Annotated in this window: 10 protein-coding genes; 3 read left to right on the top strand and 7 right to left on the bottom strand. The window is 62.9% G+C overall.

All coding sequences use genetic code 11. The annotated features are described in order from the left end of the window. Window positions 1–16: 16 nt before the first annotated feature. Window positions 17–1,852 carry an ATP-binding protein gene (locus K0B96_RS10365; RefSeq protein WP_220160832.1) on the bottom strand — a complete coding sequence of 612 codons (1,836 nt, stop codon included), beginning with the start codon at window positions 1,850–1,852 and terminating at the stop codon, window positions 17–19. 169 nt (window positions 1,853–2,021) lie between these two features. Beyond that, complete coding sequence (locus K0B96_RS10370; RefSeq protein WP_220160833.1) at window positions 2,022–4,787, bottom strand: exo-rhamnogalacturonan lyase family protein; 2,766 nt, start codon at window positions 4,785–4,787, stop codon at window positions 2,022–2,024. 272 nt (window positions 4,788–5,059) lie between these two features. Between K0B96_RS10370 and K0B96_RS10375 the strand changes: the two genes are divergently transcribed. Continuing rightward, window positions 5,060–6,136 carry a LacI family DNA-binding transcriptional regulator gene (locus tag K0B96_RS10375; RefSeq protein WP_220160834.1) on the top strand — a complete coding sequence of 359 codons (1,077 nt, stop codon included), beginning with the start codon at window positions 5,060–5,062 and terminating at the stop codon, window positions 6,134–6,136. Between the two features lie 6 nt (window positions 6,137–6,142). On the opposite strand, the gene K0B96_RS10380 is transcribed toward K0B96_RS10375, so the two are convergent. From K0B96_RS10380 to gnpA, 5 genes are all read right to left on the bottom strand, one after another. Beyond that, the gene (locus tag K0B96_RS10380) at window positions 6,143–7,792 is read right to left on the bottom strand and encodes a rhamnogalacturonan acetylesterase (RefSeq protein ID WP_220160835.1); all 1,650 of its coding nucleotides are present in this window, start codon (window positions 7,790–7,792) and stop codon (window positions 6,143–6,145) included. Window positions 7,793–7,824: 32 nt separating this feature from the next. Next, window positions 7,825–9,876, bottom strand: a complete 2,052-nt coding sequence (locus K0B96_RS10385) for a sodium:solute symporter family protein (protein ID WP_220160836.1) — start codon at window positions 9,874–9,876, stop codon at window positions 7,825–7,827. Window positions 9,877–10,129: 253 nt separating this feature from the next. Continuing rightward, window positions 10,130–13,942 (bottom strand): TonB-dependent receptor plug domain-containing protein, encoded by a 3,813-nt coding sequence (locus K0B96_RS10390; protein WP_220160837.1) that lies wholly within the window; start codon window positions 13,940–13,942, stop codon window positions 10,130–10,132. Between the two features lie 286 nt (window positions 13,943–14,228). Then, window positions 14,229–15,431, bottom strand: coding sequence for a Gfo/Idh/MocA family protein (locus tag K0B96_RS10395; protein WP_220160838.1), 1,203 nt, complete (start codon window positions 15,429–15,431; stop codon window positions 14,229–14,231). 248 nt (window positions 15,432–15,679) lie between these two features. After that, on the bottom strand, window positions 15,680–17,887 hold the full coding sequence (gene gnpA, locus K0B96_RS10400) for a 1,3-beta-galactosyl-N-acetylhexosamine phosphorylase (RefSeq protein WP_220160839.1): 2,208 nt from the start codon (window positions 17,885–17,887) through the stop codon (window positions 15,680–15,682). A gap of 160 nt (window positions 17,888–18,047) precedes the next feature. Between gnpA and K0B96_RS10405 the strand changes: the two genes are divergently transcribed. Then, entirely contained in the window at window positions 18,048–20,552 is a 2,505-nt protein-coding gene (locus K0B96_RS10405; protein ID WP_220160840.1) for a glycoside hydrolase family 3 N-terminal domain-containing protein, read from the top strand. Window positions 20,553–20,717: 165 nt separating this feature from the next. Next, window positions 20,718–22,229: an alpha-N-arabinofuranosidase gene (locus tag K0B96_RS10410; RefSeq protein WP_220160841.1), complete on the top strand. Its 1,512-nt coding sequence runs from the start codon at window positions 20,718–20,720 to the stop codon at window positions 22,227–22,229. Window positions 22,230–22,268: the final 39 nt, after the last annotated feature.

A 22,268-nucleotide genomic window follows, 5' to 3' on the forward strand; every position in this document is an offset into this window, starting at 1 on the left:
AGGGCCCTCCGCGGCTTCAGGATCCCGCCGTCGTCGCGTCCGCGTCGTCTTTCCGGCCGTATTTTTCAATGACGCGCGCCAATTCCGACAGCCGCAACGGTTTCGCCAGATACTCGGTCATGCCCGCTTGCAGGCAGCGTTCCCGATCGCCCGCCGTGGCATTCGCGGTGGTGGCCACGATCGGCGTGCGCGCGTTGCCCTCGCCTGACCGCCGGATTTCCGACGCCGCGGTCCAGCCATCCATCTCCGGCATGAGGCAATCGAGCAGAATGACGTCGTAGTGATTGAGCCGCGCCTTGACGACGGCCTCCGCTCCGTTCTCCGCGATCTCCACCGCGCACCCGAGTCGGCGCAACATCCCTGACGCCACCATGCGGTTGACGGCGTTGTCCTCCGCCAGCAACACGCGGTGGCGCGGTTTATCGTCTTCGCCGCGCGCCGTCGTCGCAGGCTCCAAGCGCATGCCGCCATTGGCAACGCGCAACGCCTCCAGCAACTGCTCCGGTTGCAGCACCGGCTTGAAAACCGTCGCCGCCACCTTCCCCTCCGCCACTTTTGCTCCCGGCCTCGCGAGCACCACCCACGGCGACTCCGCCCAACCTGGGGCGTTCGCCGACCGCGCCATCTCCGCCGTCGCCTCCGCCCAGTCGCTCTCGTCGACGAGAATCACCTGCGGCCGAGTTGCCGGCGACCCGTCGCTCGCCGTCAGCGCTACCGCCGCCGATTCGGCCACCGCGACTTCGATACCCAGCCCCCGCGCCATCGCTGCCACCGCCTGCCGCCGCGACTCCAGCCGGTCGATAATCAACAATCGGCGCGGCCAGGGAAGCGGCGCCATCGCCACCGGCAGATCTTCCACGATGAACGGCAGCACAAACCAAAAGGTCGACCCGCGCCCGACCTCGCTCTCGACCCCGATCTCGCCGCCCATCAACTCCACCAGCCGCTTGCAGATGGCGAGCCCGAGCCCCGTGCCGCCAAAACGCCGCGTGGTCGACGCATCGACCTGGTGAAACTTTTGGAAGAGCTGCGGCCGCGCGTCCGCCGTGATGCCGATGCCGGTGTCCGCCACCGCGAACCGCACGCGTCGCTTTCCGTCGGCGAGTGCGTCTCCCTCTGGCTCCACCTGCACCACAACTTGCCCGCGCGGGGTGAACTTCATCGCGTTGGCACACAGATTGAGGAGCACCTGCCGCAACCGGGTGGAGTCGCCATACACGCAAGCCGGCACGCTCGGCGCGATGCTCAGAATCACTTCAACGTCTTTGCCCGCGGTGCGGCTGGAGACGATTTTGACCACTTCGATCACCGGCTGGCGCAGGTCGAACATCGCGTGTTCCAATTGCACCCGGCCTGCCTCGATTTTTGAAAAGTCGAGGATGTCGTTGATGATCGAAAGCAGCGCCTCGGCGGACGCCTGCACCGTCGCCATGTATTCGCGCTGCGCCGCCGTGAGCGACGTCTCCGCCATGAGCTCGGCGGAGCCGATGATGCCGTTGAGCGGCGTGCGGATTTCGTGGCTCATCGTCGCGAGAAAATCGCTTTTGGCGCGGTTCGCCGCATCGGCGTCCTCTTGCGCGCGCCGCGCCTCGATCGCCCGCGCACGTTCCTCGGCGAGCTCCTGCGTCTGCACCGGCCGCTCCTGCCCTTGATTGAAATGCAATCCCAGCAGCAAACCCGCCATCCCGGCGAGCACGACGCCGGCGACCAGGCACGGCGCCCAATGCGTCTCGGCAAAACGCGTCCACCGCTCGGTGGCAAAAACGGCCTCCTCCGCCGGCGCGCGCCCCACGGTCAGCAGGAACAGTCCGCCCAGAAAGAGCCAGTTGCGTGCAGGGGTCGCGCCAGACACGCGCCGTGATTAGCATCCACCCGACGGAATGCAAGAATCCCGCAGGCTTCCATTTTCCCGCAGCATTGAAATTTCCCGCCGGTGCATGCCGCTTGTTTGATCGATCCCACGCCTCGCGGACCCCGGCGGCCACCGATACCGCGGAGTCTCTATAAACTCACCGCGTGCACTAATCGCCATTCGCCGGCAGGGAACGATCCGTCACGGCAAGGCACTCCATCGCCGCCAGACCCCATTGCGCCGTGGCGTTGGTCGACACGAAATCGGCCTCGTCCACCGGACGCAGCACCGCCGGGCCCGTCACACGGACCGCGGCGAGTTTTCCTCGACGTCGGATGCCACCCTGCCCGCGGAAAAATTCGCGCCACGCCCGCTTCGCCAACGCCGGATTGCCCGTGAGTTTCGCCGCGTAGGCCGTCAGGCGAGAGTGGCCCTGCTGCAGATTCAAACCGTGCAACGGCTGTCCAAGCCGGCGTTGCTGTTCCTCCGGACTCGCATTGTAGAGTTCGCAATAGTCCAGCCACGCCTTCTTGAATTCCGGCACATCGAGGAGCTGGATGAGTTCTGCGCAGACCTCCACGAGACCGAAGACCGCGCTGAGATGAGACACGGAAACCTTGTCGCTCTTCGAAATCGCAAAGGCGCCCGTATCGAGATCCATGATCCCGGCGCCGGTAAAAAATCCCCGTGGCTGCTGCCCGATCGTTCGCATGCTCGCCACAAGTCGGTCGCGAATCTTCGGATCGCCCGTGCGTTCCCACTCCGTCAGCCACGCAGCGGAAATTGCGCCCCAATCGGTGCCAAAGCCAACGCCTGCATGATCGGCATCGGACGGCGTTTCGCGCGCGAGGTCGCCTGCGTGGCGGGCTGCGGGCAGCTTCCGGCCGGGCTGGATCCGCACCAACGCGCGCACCGCTTCAATCTGCTCCCGCATCAAATCACCCACGCGCTCGTCGGCGGTGAGATAGTAGTAATACCGCCGGTTGGCCGCCGTGCTGATACGCAGTTGCTTCGCGCTGCAACCCCAGTGCAGCACGTTGTGGCGCGAACCCAGTGGCGCGAAGCGCCCGAGGTGATGCACGTCAACTTCACCTGTGTGCCGCGTCATCGCCTCCGCAAAGCGAAACACATCCGCCCGGCCGGTGCGCAGGAAAAACAGCCAGAGCCAGAGATCGGTCGAGAGCTCGGAATTGTCCCAACCGAAGCCACCGACGTCGTAACGCCACTCGTGACGGTCCGCATCGTAAGTGTGCACGACGTCTCCAAAATTCCAGAAGCCATACCAGCGGCGCTGCTCGCGTTGCCCATGGTAGAAATCGAAATACCAATCGAGCTGATCCTCCACCGCCGCCCGCGCCGGCGTTGACCGATCCACCGGCGCCCACAGTCCGTCGAAGACCTGGCATAGGTGGAGATGCGCCGGCGTTGTCAGCAGCACCGGCGGCTCGCGCACCACTCCGGCCAGCTCAACCAACCGCTCACGCGTCGGCGTCGCCGCCAGCGCCCACAGGAACAGCTCACTTGTGCGCGCCACGCCTTCCGGCCGGTCAAACCCGGGCTCGTAGTCCTCGTAGGTGATTTCCAACGCCTCCGTCTGCTTCGCGTAAGTGTCCTCGCCCATATCGTCGTGATAGCCGCGCAAATCCATCGCGCCCGCCTCCGGCGCCCACAGCCACATCGTCACTTCCGCCTCCGCCGTCGTGGCCCCGCGAAGATCAAACTGGGCCGGATAACTCTCCCAAAAATGACGCACGCCAAACGCCGCGCCGCCCTGCGGCGTCCCCACGTAACCGAGCCCGCCCGCCCGCTGTCCGCGCGCCGGCCCGATCCAGGTAAAGCCTTCCCGCGTGCGCTTGCGGATTTCGAATCCATCCGCGGTCGATTGAAAGAGCGTCCAATCGCCAAACGCCGGCACATATTGCAACCGCTGACTGACCGCCGGGCTCCACGTTTCCAACGGCGGCGTGGCGCGCCCCGCCACCTGCGCCTCGCGCACCGCCACCCCGGGATCGCGCCGCAAACCCGTGATGCCCTGCACTGCTTCCGCGAAGAGCCCTGCGTCCTGTCCGGAAAACCGCACGTGCCGGTCATACAGCGCGCCGCGCATTGGCACCTCAAAACGCACGCCCAGCCCGCGGATGAAATCCTTCTGTTCGTCACCATCATGCACGATCGTGTGCACCATGCGCACTGCTTCGCCCCCGGCGTAGAAATACAGGCGCACGATGAAGGGCAGCCATTCACGAGTGCCCGCGACGGCCGCATGCCGGCCTTCAATTTTTATCACCGCCCGCACGGGACCCGCTTGCTCGACCGTCACTTTCTCGATCCGCCCGGTGAACGATTCGATCGCGACCCCCGCATCCGGTTTATCCTGTCGCTGCAACACGAGCCGGCCTTGCTTCAATACGTCGCGACCGTCGCGCCGGATCGTCTTCACGAGCACATCGCCGCGGCGCGCGATCACCGCTTCGATCACGCCGGTGGCCACAGTGATGGTGTCCGCGTTCGTCGTGGTGGTGAGCGGCCGCGATGGCAATGCCGGCTCGCCTGCGCTCAGTTCAAAAGCCTCCGCCGGCTTCGCATCCGCCGGCACCGCGTGTGCCGTCCACTTCAACGACCCGTCGGGCCAATACGCGGTGGGCCAGCTTTGCACCGGCACCGCTTCGCCGCCCACCGCCCGCAAGGCGAATTTCGTGTCGCGCGGATACTGCCCCCGCGGCCACGAAACGCCCCACGTGTTGCCAATCGTTTCTCCCGGCGTCTTGCCGTCGAGCCAGCGCACCGGCGCTGCACCCGGCGGCAGCCGCAACGGCGCCGCGGGGGCGGAAACAGGCGACGCGGCGGCGCGCGACGAGGCAAACAACTGGGCGGCGGCCGCAGCGAGGGCGGCGCGGCGCACGAATTCACGGCGAGTCAACGATGAGGAGGACATGGCGATAACGTTGGGGATGGGCGGAGCGAGGCCGCCGGACGATTCAAGATTTATGCGGGTGACAGCGGCAGCTCGGCGAGTCTTCACACCACAACCAATTTTGCGGTGTTTGCTCGGGGGATGCGGGAACGTGAAAGACCCACCGGCGCAGCGCAAAGCGGCGTCGCTATGACAGTCCGAAATTCGCGGCGGCGAGCTCCGACCGGACAAATTCGGACTGAACGAATTTTCGTTGAAGCGGCGCGGGCAAGCTGCGAGGCCTCACTCGCCCCATGTCGATCCCCACGCTCAGGACCCTGGCCCGCGAACTCAGCCTCTCCCGCACCACCGTCTCCGACGCTCTGCGCGGCTCGCCCCGGGTCAATGCCGAGACCATGGCGCGCGTGCGCGCCGCCGCCGATGCCGCGGGCTACAAACACAATCCCCTGACGGGCGCCGTCATGTCGCAACTGCGTCGATCGCGCGGTCAGCAATTCCGCGGCGTGATCGCGGCCATCGAGTTGGTCGAGCCCAACCGCGCGCCCCAGAGCCTGCGCTACAGTCAGGCCGTTAAAGACGGCATCAACCGGCGCGCGAGCGAGCTCGGTTTCAAGGTGGAGAACTTCGAAATCGGACCGCATGGCCTGCGGTTGAGCCGGCTCGATGCGATTCTCCTCGCGCGCGGCATCCAAGGCCTCGTGCTCCTGCCCGCCGCCGGTTTTCCGGACATGACCGAGCTGAGCTGGCACCGTTACACGGCCGTTTACACCGACTATTTGATCGACCACCCGCCACTGCACTGCGTGTGCGCCGATCACTATCGTTCCATGGTCACGCTGTTGCAGGAATTATATGCGCGCGGCTACCGCCGGCCCGGTTTGTTCATGGAGATCGCGCTGGACGAACGGCTGCAGTTCCGCTGGGAGGGCGCCTACCTCGCGACGCAAAAATATCTGCCGGAAATCACCGAAGTGCCGCCGCTCCGCATCGAATCGGTCACCCAACCCCAATTCGAAAAATGGTTCCGAAAACATAAGCCGGATGTCGTGCTGGGACATTTTCCCGAAGCCATGGCTTGGATGACCAAGTGCGGCGCGCGTATTCCCGAAACGCATGCCTTTGTCTGCCTCAATTCGCTCCGCACCGATGGTGATTGTGCCGCTCTCCAGCTACCTGCCGCAGAGCTCGGTGCGCGCGCCACTGAACTCGTCATTGCGCAATTGCTGCACAACGAACTCGGGGTTCCCGCGGAGCCATCGCTGACGACGTTGAAAATTAAATTGCTCGAAGGGCCCACCCTCCCCGCGCGCAAAGCGGCCGCCGCGACAGGCGCGAAACGCAAAGTGAAACCGGCGGTCGGCCCAGCTTGACCGCCTTCACCGCGGAGTGTCGGTCCGCGAGGCGTTCAAATCACTTTTGAAAGGTGTCGCCGGCAGGTCCACCAACGCGTGCGCCACGATGGCGGCGTTGATCCTGGCGCCTTCCAGGCTCGTGTGCGTGTGGCCGTCGGCAAAGAGCGGTTCCACCTTCGCCCCGCCCATCTGCTCGTAACGCTCCGCAATCAGCTCGCCGAGGTCGATGCAGGGCACGTTTTCTTCGCGGGCAATCTCCTGCGCCCACCCGCCGTAGCCGGCTTGGTTGCGTTTGATTTTCCCGTCGTGCCATTGCTTGCGCGGAATGGGCGTGCAAACGATCGGCACCGCGCCGTGTGCGCGCGCTGCCTGAATGTAGTGGCGCAAATACCAGCCGTAGCTGTGCACGATCTCGTGCCGGTGCGTGAGGAGGTTGTCGATGGCCTGCGTCTCCCCGCCGGTGCCCTTGATCGTGCCCCGGGCGCGGGAATTGTCGTTGAGCGGGCCGTTGTCGTTGTGGCCGAATTGCATGACCACGAAGTCGCCCGGCTTGAGCAGATTCAAGACGCGGTCCCAATGCCCTTGCGTGAGAAACGTGCGGCTGCTGAGACCGCCGATGGCGCGATTGACGACATTGATTTTCGCCAGGTTGACAAACGGCGCGAGTTCGTCGCCCCAACCCCACTGGCCGCCCGCGCCGTCACCGCGGCCATTGCGCACCGTCGAATCCCCGATGAGAAAAAGCGTGGGCAGTTTCGGGTCCGCCGGTTCCGGCAGATTGAGCCAGCCGATGGTGTCAGCCGCCACGGCTCGGCCTTTTGCGGAAAGGAAATCCGCAAACGTCGGACCGTCGTGCAGGCCCTTGAGTCCGGCGACGACCGCGGCCGCCGTGAAGTCGGCGCCGCTGGTGTTGGTATGCGTGTGATCGCGCGGGAAATTCGCCGCCATTTTTTCCGGACCCATCGCTTGATACTCGTCCGCCAGGATGCGCGTGACATCGACAAACGGCACGCCGGCCTGCTCGGCGATGTCGTGCGCCAAACGGCGATAATCACCGAGATCGCGCTCCACTTTGCCGTTGGCCCAGATATTCCGGACCGTGGGCGACAGCACGATGGGCGTGGCGCCCTTCGCCTTCGTGTCGGCGATCATCTTGCGCATATACCAGCCAAACGTGTGCACGACCTCGGGTTGATGCGTGAGGACGTTGTCGATTGCCTCGGTTTGGTCCCCGAGGCCGGGCAAAGAGCCGCGTGCGCGCAGAGGCCGGTTCGAACCCGGTGGCTCGGCGTTGATCGCACCGGCATCATTGTGGCCGAATTGGATGAGCACAAAATCGCCGGGCTTCACCTCCGCCAGCAGTTTGGCCCAGAGTCCTTCCGTGATGAACGTGCGGCTGCTGCGCCCACCCCGCGCACGGTTGGCGATGTTGACCTTGGTCGCGTCAAAATACTCTGCGAACGGCACGCCCCACCCTTGGATCGGATGGCCGTTGTTCTTCGCCGCCGTGGAATCGCCCGCCACAAAGATCGTCGGCAAAGCGGGGTTGAGGGCGTTTTCCGTGGCGGGCGGATTCACTTTCAAATCGGGCGCGGGTGTTTCCGCCCGCAGTGTGGCCGCCAACGCCAGCACGCCGGCGCTCAAAATCGAGAGGGAGGTGAGTTTGATTTTCATGACAGGAAAGGATTCGAAACATCAACGCTGCCTCACGCCGCCGCCGCGGCCCGCAGCAACATCCAGAAGCAAACGAGAATGCCGCCCGAGACGGCGAGACAGGCGATGAAGCCGATCGCGTCCACCTTGTCCCACCGGGTGAACTCCCATTGGGAGGCGGAACCGAAAAGCTTGGTGTCATCGAAGCGGTGCGGACGATCCCGCGTGGCCGCCATCGCCGCGGCTTCTGCTTCGGGCGTCGCGCCGACCGGCGTCTTCATTTTGCCGAAAAATTGATCGGTGCGTGCACGCTCCGGCGCACGCGTCACGAGACTGACGAGAATCAACACGACAAACGGGAACAGGCCGTCGTAGATGAAGCGCGCGGCATTGCGCCCGCTCGGGGTCAGCGCCCGCACCTTCAACCCGAGATGGTCGAGCACATAGAGTTCGAAATGAAAGCGCTTCAACCCGATCAGCGCGCCTGTCTGCACCTCGGGATCGACCCGCGCCACACTGTCAAAGTAGACGGCCGAGGTCCGGCCGGGTTCGCCGACCTGCAGCGTCAACGCGGGGTTGCGCGCGATGGCATCGACATGGGGCGCGATCCACGAGGGAAAGATGATGTTGAGCAACGCCGAGACAATCACCGCGGTCCAGACCGCCGGCGCAGTCAGCCGGCGCCAGAAATAGATCAGCATCACCGCCGCGCCAAACGGCACGTTGACCGTGAGCAGCAACTGCACGACGGAGTAAACATCGTCCATGCTCGCGGCGGCATAAACACCGGTCGCCAAAATCACCACGATCGCCCAGCGGCCGGCGGCAACCATGCCGCGTTCATCCGTCGCGGGACGCAGATATTTGTAAACGTTGCGCACGAAGAGCGCCGACACCGCCATGGTCTGCGACGCCACGGTGGACATGTTGGCCGCCAGCAGGCCCGCCATCATCAAGCCGAGAAAGCCGGGCTTGAGCAGGAGCAGCGCCATCGAACCCCACGCGGCGTCGGGATCGGAGAGCGTCGCCGCTCCCTGATACAAGGCGATGGCGATCAGTCCGCACAGAGCCCAGAGGATGATCATGACGCGCTTGGCGTAAGTGCCGGAGACCGCGCCGAAGCGCGCCGCAAATTCGTTTTTCGCCGAGCCCGAGACGGCCATGTTGCCGATGATGCCGTGGATTTGAACGATGGAGATGAGGAAGATGCCGGCGAGCTCCCAGCCACCGATGCCGCTGGTGCCGCCGCCCAGCAGATCGAACGTCGCCGGCGGCACGCGCACCGCCAGCTGGCTCCAACCGCCAATGGCCTGCAGGCCGAACGGAATGAGGATGAAGGAAAACACCACGATCAACGACCCTTGCAGCGCCTCGTTGACCGCCGCCGCCGCCATGCCGCCCATCACGATGTATCCGCCGACGATCAGCGTATAGATCAGGTAGTAGCTCCATTTGCCCGTCGGGCTGTCGAGCCATGAAATGTAGCTGCGCAGCTCGCCGCGCTTGTTCTGGTCCTGCAATTCACCGAGTCGCGCCACCGCCGTCGCCGCGAGCGGCGCGGTCTTTTGCGTCGCCTCCAGCTGCTTCATTTCGTGATACCCTGCCACCGAGGCGCGCTCGGCCGCCGTCCACCGCGCCTCGGGCTTGACCAACAGCGACGCGGTGACCTTGTAACCGACCAGATTGCCAAAGCCGATGATGACCACGACGGTCGCGAAGATTTGAAATATCGCGTAGAAGCGCGCGAGCGACCGGCTGCCGAAACGGTCTTCAAACAAATCCGCCACCGTGACGAGCCGCACGCGCCGAAACCACGCGTTCATGAACCAATAGTAGGGATTCATGAAGAGCGTCTGCAGTGACAACCAGACGCCGGAAGCGCCCTTCTGGTAAACGAGACTCGCGGTGCTCACGGCGCCGTTGGCGTCGGTGGCGTTGCCGAAGTTGAGGAAGAACTGGTAGAGCTTGCCCAGTTTGCGGCCCGCGAGAAAGAAGCCCTCCTCGCTCATATTCGACTTGGACGCCCGCCGCCCAATGTAAATGACCAGCGCGAGGTAAGCCAGGATGACCAGCAGGTCGACGACGTGCAGACTGCCAAAATACATGGGGTGAAAAGGAAATGGTTGGCCGGGCGCAGGCGCGCAAGGAACGGTCGTCTCTGCGCAATCAACCGCCATCCGTGGCCGACGTTACGCAGCGGGAAAACGCTTCGAGCGTAGCGACGCCCGCTCGCCTCAAAAGGATGTCCGACTCGGACAGTTCGCGAGCCCGCGACGGGAGTCGATGCGACGGCTCCAAAACAAAAAGACTCCCTGACCGTGGGTCAGGGAGTCTGAGGAAACAAACAAACCTCCGAACTCAGAAATCGAACGTTGTGGTCAGCATGAACTGACGCGGATCGACGATGCGGAACGCGTAAGGCGAACCGTCGTAGTTCACCGCCACCGGCCGCAAGCCACCGTTTTCGAACACATTGGAAACGTTCAACTGGATCTTCATCCCCACCTTGCCGTTGAGAATCGGATGCCGATACGAGATCCACAGGTCAGTGTAATAATTGGGACTATCGTAGATTGGACGTGTGACATCGGAGATATCCATCACGGGCTGTCCCGCATATTTGTTCACGCCGCTCGCCTTGCCGTAATAGCCGATGACGGCTTTGGACTCCCAACGCTCGTTACCGCCCACCGTGAATCCCCGCAGGAAACCGTCGGTGAAGTTATAATTCGTCAGAAACGACCAACGGTATTTCCGCTGGCCCTGCACGGACTGTCCCTGCAGATCGCTATCGAGGGCGAGCTGGGGCGCCACCACTCCGGCATAGTAAGCCTGCGGGTTGGCGTAAGCATTGGCGGCCTCCGGAAAGACCGAGGAATTGTAACCGTAGGACGTGAGGAAGTTGGTCAAATCCACCTGCCGGCCGCCCGAGGTCGTGTAGGTCGCAAGGTTTTGATATTGGGGCAGCAAGTAGTCGCTCGCCTTCGCAGCCGCCCAAACCGCCTGCCGATCGGCGGCCCATGGCTGGAATTCTTTCAGCACGCTGGCATACTTGGTGTCCTGCTTGCCGAAGGTGAACTTCATCGTCCAATCGCGGGTCGGATTGTAGTTGATTTCCGCCTCAAGACCTTTGGCCTCGGCATTGCGCGTGGCACCGATGGTATAGGGACGACTCTCGTAGTAGTTATACGGAATCTTCCAAATTTTCTCCGCCGCCGCCTGCACCGCATTTTCATCCGCCGTGCTAAGATTGGTCCCGAAACCATCTGCGGTCGGATCCTTGCCCATGTTAATCAACGCGATGGTGCGCGCCCAATTCCTGAACAAGGTCTGGTCGACGTTGCTCGAAAGACGGCCGAACACGACGGGAGCAGCGATGTTCTCATTGAGATTCGACGCCTTGAACCAAGTGACGCGGGCGAAGAGCTTGTCTTGCAGCAAGGTGAATTGCACACCGTAGTCTTTGCCTTCGCCACTCGGTTTGGGGAGCGGATTGCCATAGAAATCACCCAACGCCTGCGGCGGGGGATTGAAGTTGTCGGACTGATTATAGCTGAATCCCACGCTGCGCACGAAGCGCCACCATTCGGATCCGTTATTCGCCGAAGTCTCGATCGAATCCCACCCTTTGAACGGCCGCACCACCCCGCCCAACGTGCGGGTGGTGCCGGTCAATTCGTTATAGGGCCCCCACCGGTTAAGCAGAAAGTCGCGCTGGAATTCTCCATTCACCCACTTCTGCGCATTGGTGATGGCAGGAGCGATCACATTGCCCGCTGCGTCCTTGATTGCGGTCGTCCCCGTATTGGTGACCCGCGCTTTATATTTATCCTGTCGAACACCAAATGTGGTGATCAGCCGATCGCCCCAGAAGTAGCTCGTGATGCCGCCGCTGATGGAGTCGACCACGCGCTGGTTGCGCACCGTGCCTGCATCAATGTCATCGAATCCGGTTTTGACATTAAAGGACTGAAAGCTGCTGGTATCGTAGTCATAGGCGGTGATATTTCCCGTGTAATTCAGGGGATTCCATGTTCCTGCGGCTTGGGTCACAACGCCGTTGGGGTCGCCGGGTGCGGCAAGATAGTAGGTCCGGCGCAGCGTTGAGTTATTGCTGGGAAAATGCTTCCAACCCGTCGGCGAGCCATCCGCATTATTATTCGGATTTTGCAGGTAACGAAAGCGTCCGCCGTCGGTCGCACTATTCAAATAGGCGAGACGCTGGCGAATCGTCGTCGAAAGATAGTTATCCTTCGACCACAAGCCGAGGACTTGGTGATGGCCCAGCCATTTTAGCCATCCGCTTTTCTGACGGAAATCAGGCGTCCAAGCGAGCATCGCGCGATAGTGATCGTCGATTTCGCCATTGATGTAGCTATCGGGATCCTGGTCCTCGAGATAAGGTTTGCCAAAGTAGGGATTCGGCGTGCCGTCCGGCAGATTCTTATTGGTGTCGACAAAAAGGGTCGCGACGTTGAGTTGCGCCACCGTGTAATTCGTGCGCTGAAAGAAGTCCTGACGAAACCAACCGGCACTCAGGAAGAGATCCGCCGGCAGCTCTTGTTCGAATTCAACGTTGTAGTTCGTGTTTTCCTGATAACCGAAATTCATCGAGTTGATATTCACCTTGCGCCAGTCGTAGATGGATTGGTCGGTCACGCCTGGATAGCGGTAACTGGCGGCGGCGATGCCATTGCCCGCCGCCGTCCACGGCGCGGACGACGTATAAGTGCGGGTGTAAATGTCCGCCCATGCTGGATTGGCGTAGATTGCCGCGTTGGTCGGTCCGGTCGACGGGTTGGCCGCGGGATTGGCGGGCGTGCCGAAGTTGGGCAGATACTTGTATTGCCAGGTGGGCTGGAACCAGTTCACGAGCTGACTGTTGGCAATCTGCATAATGCTGCGCCCTTGATTGGCCTCGCCGATGCCCGGGACGAAGAGGATATTCGGCGAAGGCGTGCCAGCGACCCAGTCGGCCGGAACCGCCCAACTGTTGTTACCGAAAATATTGATGCCGTTGTATTGCGTCTTGGCCGCATTCCACTTGCTCGGGTCGAACCCGGGCCGAGCCTCGATAAAGGTGCGAAGGTCGTTGGCGTAGGGCGACGCGGCGTCGTTGATGCGCATCCCGAGCTCCTGCCCCGACTTCAAACTATATATTTTCTTGGTGATTGGATCGTAATAGGGCTGGCCGGCGAGATTCCACTGCGTGACGTAATCGCGCGGCGTCAGCGTGTTGGGCCGGCGGTTGTTGTTATCGTATTTCTCCGCATTGACCCGCAGCGTCGTGGTTTTGAAAGGTTTGTAGGTGACCGCCCCGTAGTATCGCTTCGTTTTGTCATAGGCGGGCTTGCGGTCGAAGCGGCGGTCATCGTAGAGCGCTGCGCCGTAAATCGCGAGTTTGTCCGGGATCAAACCCTGGTTGAAATTGATCGAGCTGCGGAAGGAACCGTATTGATCCGTGCGCAGGGAGACTTGCGCGGAACGTTTGTTCAACTGCGCCTGCGCGGTGCTCTGATTGACGATGCCGGCCGGGCTGCCGAGGCCGAACAGCATGGAATTGGGGCCGCGGCTGATTTCGACCGTCTGGGTGTTATACGAATCAAACGGGACGGCTGCGATCGAGGGGTAGTAGTTGATCGCGGAGCTCGGCGAACCAAGTCCCCGCACCCGATTAGCCTGCGCGTTGGTGTAGGGCGTGGTATTGTTCCCTTGCGTGCCGCCCGCGTTTACGTCGAGCACGCCGTCATTGCGCATGCTCTGCGTGCCGGGCGTGTAGGTCAGCGAACCCTCGGTGTTCACCTCGTAGCGGAAGACGTCGTTGATATCCGTGGAGCCAGTGTCCTCCATCTCCTGTTTGGTCACCACCGAGATCGACGACGCCAGATCCGCCAGATTGGTGTTCATGCGGCTACCCGCCAGTGTATTGGCGGCAAAATAGCCCGAATCCTTCGTGGTGCTGACGGTAAACGGCGAGAGCTGCTCCACCTCCTCAGGCGTGGGCAGCGACTCGGCTGTCGTTTTCTGTTTGGGCGTCGCTGTTGACGCCCCGGAGTCATTCGCCGGTTGGGGATTCCCTTGGGCAAACAAGGTAGCTGCCAGGAATGGGAGGAGCAGCACCGATAGGCTCAGCCGGCCTCCGGAACGGATAGGTGTGGGGTGTGAGGTCATGAGTCGTAGGTTGCGAGCAGAGAGCGAAAGAGAATAGGATTTCGCTCCTAGGGAACGCGCAAACAGTGAGGGGATGGTAAAAATCGGCGTTGGGGTCGCCTTGGAACAGGCACACCAAGGCGTGCAGAAATATTTCACTCAATCTGACCGCTCCTCAGACAGTCCGATTGACGTTCTCGCAGATGTCGATTCGGCGGTTCGATGCCGCAACCGGAGCGCCGCAAAATCTTTCCCGCCGCGCCACCGCGCAAGACCTTTCGCCGCCGAGCGATGTCGCCCGCAGCCATCACGCTTTCAGCGCCTCCGGCGCGGGAGCGAAGCCCGCGTCCTGCAATGAAGTATGGCGGCGATACGCGCTATGCATCGCTTCTTCCAGCCCGTTTACGATGGGTATCGCCGCGTCCGATCCCGCATCGCCCGACCAGGCGAGCAAATCCGAAGAAACGGGCGTAATCGCCGAATGCGCATGCAACGCCAAGACCATCTCCGCATGGCGGCGGGCGATGGCGGGCCGGCACACGCGCACGCGGGGGTCTCGCAACCGCGCCAGCACCGCCGCCATCATTTCGCGCCTCGCGCCCGTGATATCGGCGACTCGGCGGCGAATGCTGTCGCCCGTCGCGGTGGTGACCCACGCCTCGTTTTCATAACTCCAGCCGGCCGAACCTGCTGTGCCGATCAGTTTGATTTCCGGCTCGAACTGCGGGCGACAGCAGTGACTCGCCCCCAGCCACAGCCGCACCTCGCGGTCGGTGCGGAGCCGCACTACTGCCGTGTCGAACGATTCGATCGCGTGCGCACGATAGAGTTCGGCGCCTTCGATGACCGCCGCAGCGGCATCGTCCCGACCGGCGCCCGCGAAATACAAACCAAGCATCACGAAGTGGGCGAACGCGTTGTTGAGCGGCGAATCGAGCACGGACTGCGCGCCTACGTGTAGGCGCCCGGCCCAGTTGTTGCGCAAATAGTAGCTTCGCGGCCGCGGCCAGATGCCCAGAAATCGCACCGCTCGCAATTCGCCGATCGCACCACGGTGAATCTGCTCCTTCAGCCATTGCGTGCCGCTCTCGTAATAGTCCTGAAACCCCACGGCCACGAACCGACCCGTCTCCCGCTCGGCGCGGTCGATGGCTTCGATATCCGCTGCGGCCGCCGCGAGCGGCTTTTCCACCAGCACGTTGGCGCCCGCGCGGAGAGCGTGCAGCGTCATCTGGGCGTGCCAGTGAATGCCGGTCGGAATCAGACAAAGGTCGATTTGCCCCGCCTCGTGCGCGAGCATCGCTTCATACGTGTCGTAGATCGCGCAGCCGTGAGCGCGCAACTCGGCGATATTCTCGGCCTCGTCCTGCGGATTGATAACGACGGCCGCCGTAAGCTTGATTTCTCCGCGCGCGCGGCATTCGCGCAACAATTGCAGGTGAATGCGCCCGTAACCGGATACGCCGATCACTGCCGCTCGGGGCACAGGAGAAGAGGAGGCAATGTTCATGACCGTGGGCAATGCCCTGCTGATCGCCAGCGCGCCGCAGCGCTCCGGGACTTTGGGCGGGGAAAGTTCGAGGGGGTGAATTGAAAGAGGGCGGCGCCACATGGTCTGGCGCGAGCGCGGCGGGAATGTGCCGCCGGCAATTCACAAGGCCACCGGCGCGCTCTTTGACAGTCGGAACGTCGCGCGTGCCGGCACCGATCTGCCGCCCCGCGCCCTACCGTGCGCCGCTCGCCAACCCGCCGACAACGTCACACGTCCAGCACCGCGATCCCGTGGGCTTTGAGGGCGACTTTCTGCCGGCTGCTGCCGTCAGCCAACGTCACGACGGTATGCTGGGGCGATCCGGCATTGTTGAGCACCACCAGCTTTTGCGCTTTGGCAAACCACGTCGCTTCCGTCCGCACATTTTCCGACTGCCACACGCCCCATTGGTCCTCGCGGGAGGCCGCCCAGAAAAGCGCCCGGTGCAGCAATCGCGTGTTGTTATAGGTGAATTTGAAGCCGCTCAGGTAAACACTCCTGCCGCGCCCGAAGGCATGCGTCGTCAGGCGCGGAGAACCGTTGTTCTCCGCCAGCACCTGGGTTCCGGCGCCGAGAACGAAGAGGCCGTCCGTGTCGTGCCCCAAGTCCAACGCCGTCCCGACGGGCGTATCGGTTGTAATAAAATGCGTGCCGATGATTCCGGCTGGTTTGGTGAACTTGAATTTTCCGTTGGCCAGACGCTCGCCGCGATCGCGGTCGAGACCGAAGACCGAGGCGAGTCGGAATTGCCGGCCGGGCTGCGGCCACGCACTCGGTTCACCAATCCCCACCACCCCACCGCCGCGCTGGACCCAATGCGTCAAAATCGCCTCCACTCGTGGATCCGCCCAACAGTGTCCGCCGCTCCAGGCCGACCCCGCACGGCCGCCGTTGATGACGACCTCCACGCCTGCGGGAACGCCTTGGGCCACCAAATCGTCGAAACTGATGAATTGCACGTCCAGCGCGAGACCGGCCAGCGATTCGAGCACATCGTAAAGCTGCACTCCCGCGGTAAAGTGTCCCGAGCAAGTCCACGCACGCAGATCGCCCCACGCCGTCAACACCGCCACCTTGAACGGCGCCGTCCACGGCCGGCCGCGCGCATGCAGCGATTTCAACAGCCGGAATTCCCGGGCGACCTCCGTGATATATTGCTGAAAATCCGGGAACGGCTCGACCAACGAGAGGTAGCCCCCGAGGCCGATGCGATCGATCGGCGCCCGCACAATTCCGCGGCGCGCATCGATCCAGAAATTTTTCGCATCGAGCGTCGGGTTTCCGCCCGCCTTGAAGGTCGGCTCACCTTTCAGCCCGGTCGGGAAGAGGTAGGGGTGCAGGCGCAGCTCATGCGTGGCGACGCCGCGGGCGTGCGCGCAAAGCCGCACCTCGAAGGCGTTGAACACGCACTTGATCAGGCCATCGAAACCAAACTCGCGAAAACGCGGGCTGGTCGGCTCCACGCCGATCCAGTGATCATCGTAAAATACATACGCTTTCTTGCCGTGCCGGTGCACCAGGTCGATGCACTGCCGGCCAAACTTGATCACAAAATCGTGCACGAACGCCATGTAATCGCGGTAGCGGCGCGAGGGCGCGTTGTGTGTCGAATTGTAGAGTCCGCCGTGGACGAAATCCTCCGAGCACAAGGCATAGCCGGCGTGTTTCTCGAACGCGACCAGCGCGCGCGGGCTCACCGTCATCGCGTAATCGCCCCAATCCGAATACACATCGCGCAGGCGTTGGTGATCCGCCCCCCAGAACCACGCGAAGTTGTAAAACATCGACGTGAAGCGCACCACGTTTGTGTCGGGATGCTCCGTCAGCCAGCGGGCAAGAAAGGTCAGCAGCACTTTTTGCGTAGCCGGCTGCATCGGATCGACGGCGGCGAGGTGCTCTCGATCCCCCCAGTGGTTGGTGAGGTGGTTATACATCGAGATCTCCTCCCACAGACGGAACGCGAGAAAGTTGACTGTGTAGGTATGCCCCGCCTGCGTGCGTTCGATCGTCACCGTGCCTTTCGGCGCGTTGAACCGCCACCGGGCTTTCGGGACTTCCGCGCCCGTCGTGCGATCGAAGACCTGCCACCACCGCTTCGGACTCGCCTTGGCGTTGACGGAAAACTGCTCCGTGAAATAGCCCGCCAGCAAGGTGATCGTCGTCTGCGTCTTCTCCGCCACCACGGGAAAACTCATGAGAAAATTCTGCTGCAACTGGTCGCGATGCTCACGCGCCCACGGCTGGACGGAGCGCACGAGGCACAGGGTCGAGTAGATCGCGTGCCCTGATTGCACAATCGCCGGCGACAACTGGGTGCCATCGGAGTCACGGATCGTGTCCGCTCCCCACTGCTGCGCGAGACGGAGCGTTAACTGCTCGTGCCCGGCTTCACCAGGCAGCGTGAAGTCGCCAAACGAAAGATCGGGAGAATCCATAAAAAGTGTCGGGGGTTGCAGAAAACCCACCGTGCAAGCAAAGGCGGGCGGCGAAAAGCCGCTGTCGTTTCGGATTGTCCGCATCCGCCTCCCTTGCGGGCATTCCTCTCGTCTTCTCCAGTCGGCGCGCCCCCCTCGCCGGCCTCCGCTCCCCTGCCCTATGTTTACTCGTCATTCCGGCCGCATCCTCCTCCTCGCGTGCGCCTTGGCCGGCGTTTTCGCTTTGGCGTCCCGCTCGTTCGCCGTCCCGCCATCCGCCGACGCCTTTGTTGGAGACTCAGCCACCGACACCGCCATCTACCACCGCGGCTGGATCGACTTGAACAAAAACGGCGTGAAGGACCCCTACGAAGATCCCGCGCAGCCAGTCGAAGCGCGCATCACGGATCTGCTCGGTCGCATGAACGTGGACGAAAAAACGGCGCAGATGACGACCCTCTACGGTTATCCCCGCGTGCTTCAGGATGAGCTCCCGACCGCTGCGTGGAAAAACGCATTCTGGCGCGACGGCATCGGCAACATCGACGAACACATCAACGGCAATACCGGCTGGACTAACAATCTTCCCGACCCCGTGCACGACCTGCCTTGGTCGTTGCACACCCGCGCCCTGAACACCGTGCAACGCTGGTTCATCGAGCAAACGCGGCTCGGCATTCCCGTCGATTTCACGAACGAGGGCATTCGCGGTTTGCTCCACTCCCGCGCCACGAGTTTTCCCGCTGAACTCGCCGTGGCGAGCACGTGGGACGCTCCCTTGGTCCGCGAGATCGGCCGCATCACCGGACGCGAAGCGCGCGCCTTGGGCTATACCAACGTCTACTCTCCCGTCCTTGATCTGGCGCGCGATCCCCGCTGGGGACGAACCATCGAGACCTACGGGGAAGATCCGTTTCTCGTCAGCACCCTCGGCGTCGAACAAGCCCGCGGGATTCAACAGGAGCGCGTCGTTTCGACGTTAAAACATTTCGCCGTCTATAGCATTCCGAAGGGCGGCCGCGACGGCGAGGCGCGCACGGATCCACATGCCACGTGGCGCGATGTCGAAACGCTCTACCTTGAGCCGTTCCGGCGCGTCGTGCGCGAAGCCGGTGCCCTCGGCGTCATGGCTTCCTACAACGACTACGATGGCGTGCCGATCGAAGCGAGTCACCGTTTCCTCACCGAAATCCTGCGCGCCGAGTGGGGGTTCCAAGGCTACGTCGTTTCCGACAGCGGCGCCGTTGAATTCATTCATACGAAGCATCGCACCGCGCCGACCGCCCGCGATGCCATCCGGCAAGCCGTCGAGGCCGGGCTGAACATCCGCACGAACTTTACGGCGCCGGAGGCTTACGCCACACCCTTGCGCGAACTCGTGCGCGATGGGCAAATTTCGATGGCGGTGATCGACTCACGGGTGCGCGATATCCTGCGTGTCAAATATTGGCTCGGCCTCTTCGATCAACCGTATCGTCGCAACCCGGCCGCCACCGACCAGGTGGTGCGCGCGCCCGCCCATCTCCACACCGCCGCCCGCACCGCTCACGAAGCGATCGTGTTACTAAAAAACGACGGCGCCGCCCTGCCGCTCGATCGCAGCCGATTGCGCAACGTCCTCGTGGCCGGTCCGCTTGCCGATGACGCCCACGGCTGGTGGTCGCGCTACGGCGCGCAACGCCTCGATTTCGTCACGCCCCTTCAAGGACTGCGGACCAAACTCGGCCCCGGCGTAGACGTGCACTACGTCAAAGGCGTCGACGTAAAGGACGCCGACTGGCCCGCCAGCGACGTGCTCAAGGAACCGCCGTCCGCCGCCGTTCAAGCGGGGATCGCCGAAGCGGTCGCCGCGGCTCAAACGGTGGATGTCATCATCGCGGTCCTCGGTGAAACCGATGAACTCTGCCGCGAGTCCGTCAGTCGCATCAGCCTCAACTTGCCCGGCTATCAGGAGGAACTGCTCGAAGCGCTGCATGCGACCGGCAAACCTCTCGTCCTGGTCCTCAGCAACGGCCGGCCGCTGAGCGTCAACTGGGCGGCGAAGCACGTCCCCGCCATCGTTGAACTGTGGTTTCCAGGCGAGGCCGGTGGCACCGCCCTCGCCGACATTCTGCTCGGCGAAGCCAATCCTTCGGGGCGTCTTCCCCTCACTATTCCGCAAAGCGTCGGGCAGATTCCGTTCAACTTTCCCGCCCACCCCGGTTCCCAAGCGCGCGATTTCGGCCAGGTGCAAGGCCCCCTCTTCCCCTTCGGGCACGGCCTCAGCTACACCACGTTTCGTTACGATCACCTCGCGATCACGCCGACTCGCGCCGCCGCGGATGACACCTTCACCGTCGCGTGCGATGTGACGAACACCGGCCCGCGCGCCGGCGACGAAGTCGTGCAGCTCTATCTGCGCGACGACTACAGTTCGGTCACCACCTACGATCTCGCCCTGCGCGGCTTTACGCGGGTGACCCTCGCCCCTGGCGAAACCAAACGCGTTCGCTTCTCGCTCGGACGCGCCCAGCTCCAACTCTACAACGCCTCCGGCCAGTGGGTCGTCGAACCCGGTCGCTTCACGGTCATGGTCGGCGCATCGTCAACGGACATCCGGTTGCGCGGTTCCCTCACCGTCACCGACGCCGCCGGGCACGCGCCGGCGGAAGATGCCATCGCCGATGAGCACGTCGATCCCCGCTAAGCCCACGTCCCGCGCCGCCGCGAACTGTCCGATATCTCGTCGCGTGCGCCGGCGCCCTCGTTCCTCAGTTTCCATCGTGCAGCTCGCCGACGCCGTTCGGCTGGCACTCCGCCCCACCCCATGATTCCACTCTCCCACTTGCGTCTCGTTCCGATTCTTTTCGCCATGAACCTTTCCGCGTCCGCCACCCCCGTCCCCCACGCCGACCTTACGCTCCGCGCCGATGAACCCGGCGCAGTCATCAACCGCAATATCTACGGCCATTTTGCCGAGCATTTGGGCCGTTGCATTTACGAAGGCATCTGGGTCGGTCCAGACTCGCCGATCCCCAACACCCGCGGCATCCGCAACGACGTCGTCGCCGCGTTGAAGCAACTGCAGATTCCCGTCCTGCGCTGGCCGGGCGGCTGCTTTGCCGACGAATATCATTGGAAGGATGGCATCGGCCCGCGCGAGAAACGCCCTTCCATGATCAACACTCATTGGGGCCGCGTGGTCGAAAACAACCACTTCGGCACGCACGAGTTCATGGACCTGGTGGAACAACTCGGCTGCGATGCCTACATCTGCGGCAACGTCGGCAGCGGTTCCGTCCAGGAGATGATGGAGTGGGTGGAATATCTCACTTCCAACGCCGATTCGCCGATGGCCAATCTTCGCCGCGCCAACGGCCGCGACACCGCGTGGACCGTCAAGTATTTTGGCGTGGGCAACGAGAGCTGGGGCTGCGGCGGCAACATGACGCCCGAGTTCTACGCCGACAATTACCGGCGCTATAATACCTTCGTCAAAAACTACCAACCCGACCACCCGATCAATCGCATCGCTTGCGGGGCCAACGGCGCTGACTACAACTGGACCGACGTTCTCATGCGGCAGGCCGCGCCGCTCATGAACGGTCTCTCGCTGCACTATTACACCCTCCCAAAAGACAACTGGCAGCACAAAGGCTCCGCCACGCAGTTCGCCGAAGACGAATGGTTCTCCACGCTGCAAGGCTCCTTGCGCATGGACGAACTCGTCACGCGGCACAGCGCGATCATGGATAAATATGATGCGCCCAAACGCGTCGGCTTGATCGTCGACGAATGGGGCACGTGGTATGATGTCGAACCCAACACCAACCCCGGTTTCCTCTACCAGCAAAACACGCTGCGTGATGCCCTCGTGGCGGCGCTCAATTTTCATATCTTCCAAGCGCATGCCGATCGCGTCGCGATGGCCAACATCGCGCAAACCGTGAACGTGCTGCAGGCCGTCCTCCTCACCGACGGCGCGAACATGATCCGCACGCCGACCTACCACGTTTTTGAAATGTATAAGGTTCATCAAGGCGCCACGACCCTCCACCTCGATCTCACGTCGCCCGACTACACCTACGGCGGACAACGCATTCCCGCCGTCAGCGCCTCCGCTTCGCGCGATGCCGCAGGCAACGTTCATCTGTCGCTCGTAAATACCGACCCGCACGAGGCCGTCACCGTGACGTGCCGGCTCGTCGGCCTCGCGCCTCACGACATCGCCGGCCGCGTGCTCACCGCGCCGGCGATGAATGCGCATAACACCTTTGCGCAACCCGAGGTCGTGGTTCCGCAGCCCTTCCACGATGCAACCCTCTCCGGCGAAAATCTCACGATCAACCTGCCGTCCAAATCCGTGGTCGTGCTCACTCTCTAAAGTTCTCCTCTCGGCCGCCCGCGTCGGCGTCACCCCACT

The sequence above is a fragment of the Horticoccus luteus genome (assembly GCF_019464535.1).
Taxonomy (GTDB): domain Bacteria; phylum Verrucomicrobiota; class Verrucomicrobiia; order Opitutales; family Opitutaceae; genus Horticoccus; species Horticoccus luteus.

Coding starts and splice junctions, on each gene's coding strand:
- K0B96_RS10370 (WP_220160833.1), bottom strand. CDS start 4,787: ATGTCCTCCTCATCGTTGACTCGCCGTGAATTCGTGCGCCGCGCCGCC.
- K0B96_RS10375 (WP_220160834.1), top strand. CDS start 5,060: ATGTCGATCCCCACGCTCAGGACCCTGGCCCGCGAACTCAGCCTCTCC.
- K0B96_RS10380 (WP_220160835.1), bottom strand. CDS start 7,792: ATGAAAATCAAACTCACCTCCCTCTCGATTTTGAGCGCCGGCGTGCTG.
- K0B96_RS10385 (WP_220160836.1), bottom strand. CDS start 9,876: ATGTATTTTGGCAGTCTGCACGTCGTCGACCTGCTGGTCATCCTGGCT.
- K0B96_RS10390 (WP_220160837.1), bottom strand. CDS start 13,942: ATGACCTCACACCCCACACCTATCCGTTCCGGAGGCCGGCTGAGCCTA.
- K0B96_RS10395 (WP_220160838.1), bottom strand. CDS start 15,431: ATGAACATTGCCTCCTCTTCTCCTGTGCCCCGAGCGGCAGTGATCGGC.
- gnpA (WP_220160839.1), bottom strand. CDS start 17,887: ATGGATTCTCCCGATCTTTCGTTTGGCGACTTCACGCTGCCTGGTGAA.
- K0B96_RS10405 (WP_220160840.1), top strand. CDS start 18,048: ATGTTTACTCGTCATTCCGGCCGCATCCTCCTCCTCGCGTGCGCCTTG.
- K0B96_RS10410 (WP_220160841.1), top strand. CDS start 20,718: ATGAACCTTTCCGCGTCCGCCACCCCCGTCCCCCACGCCGACCTTACG.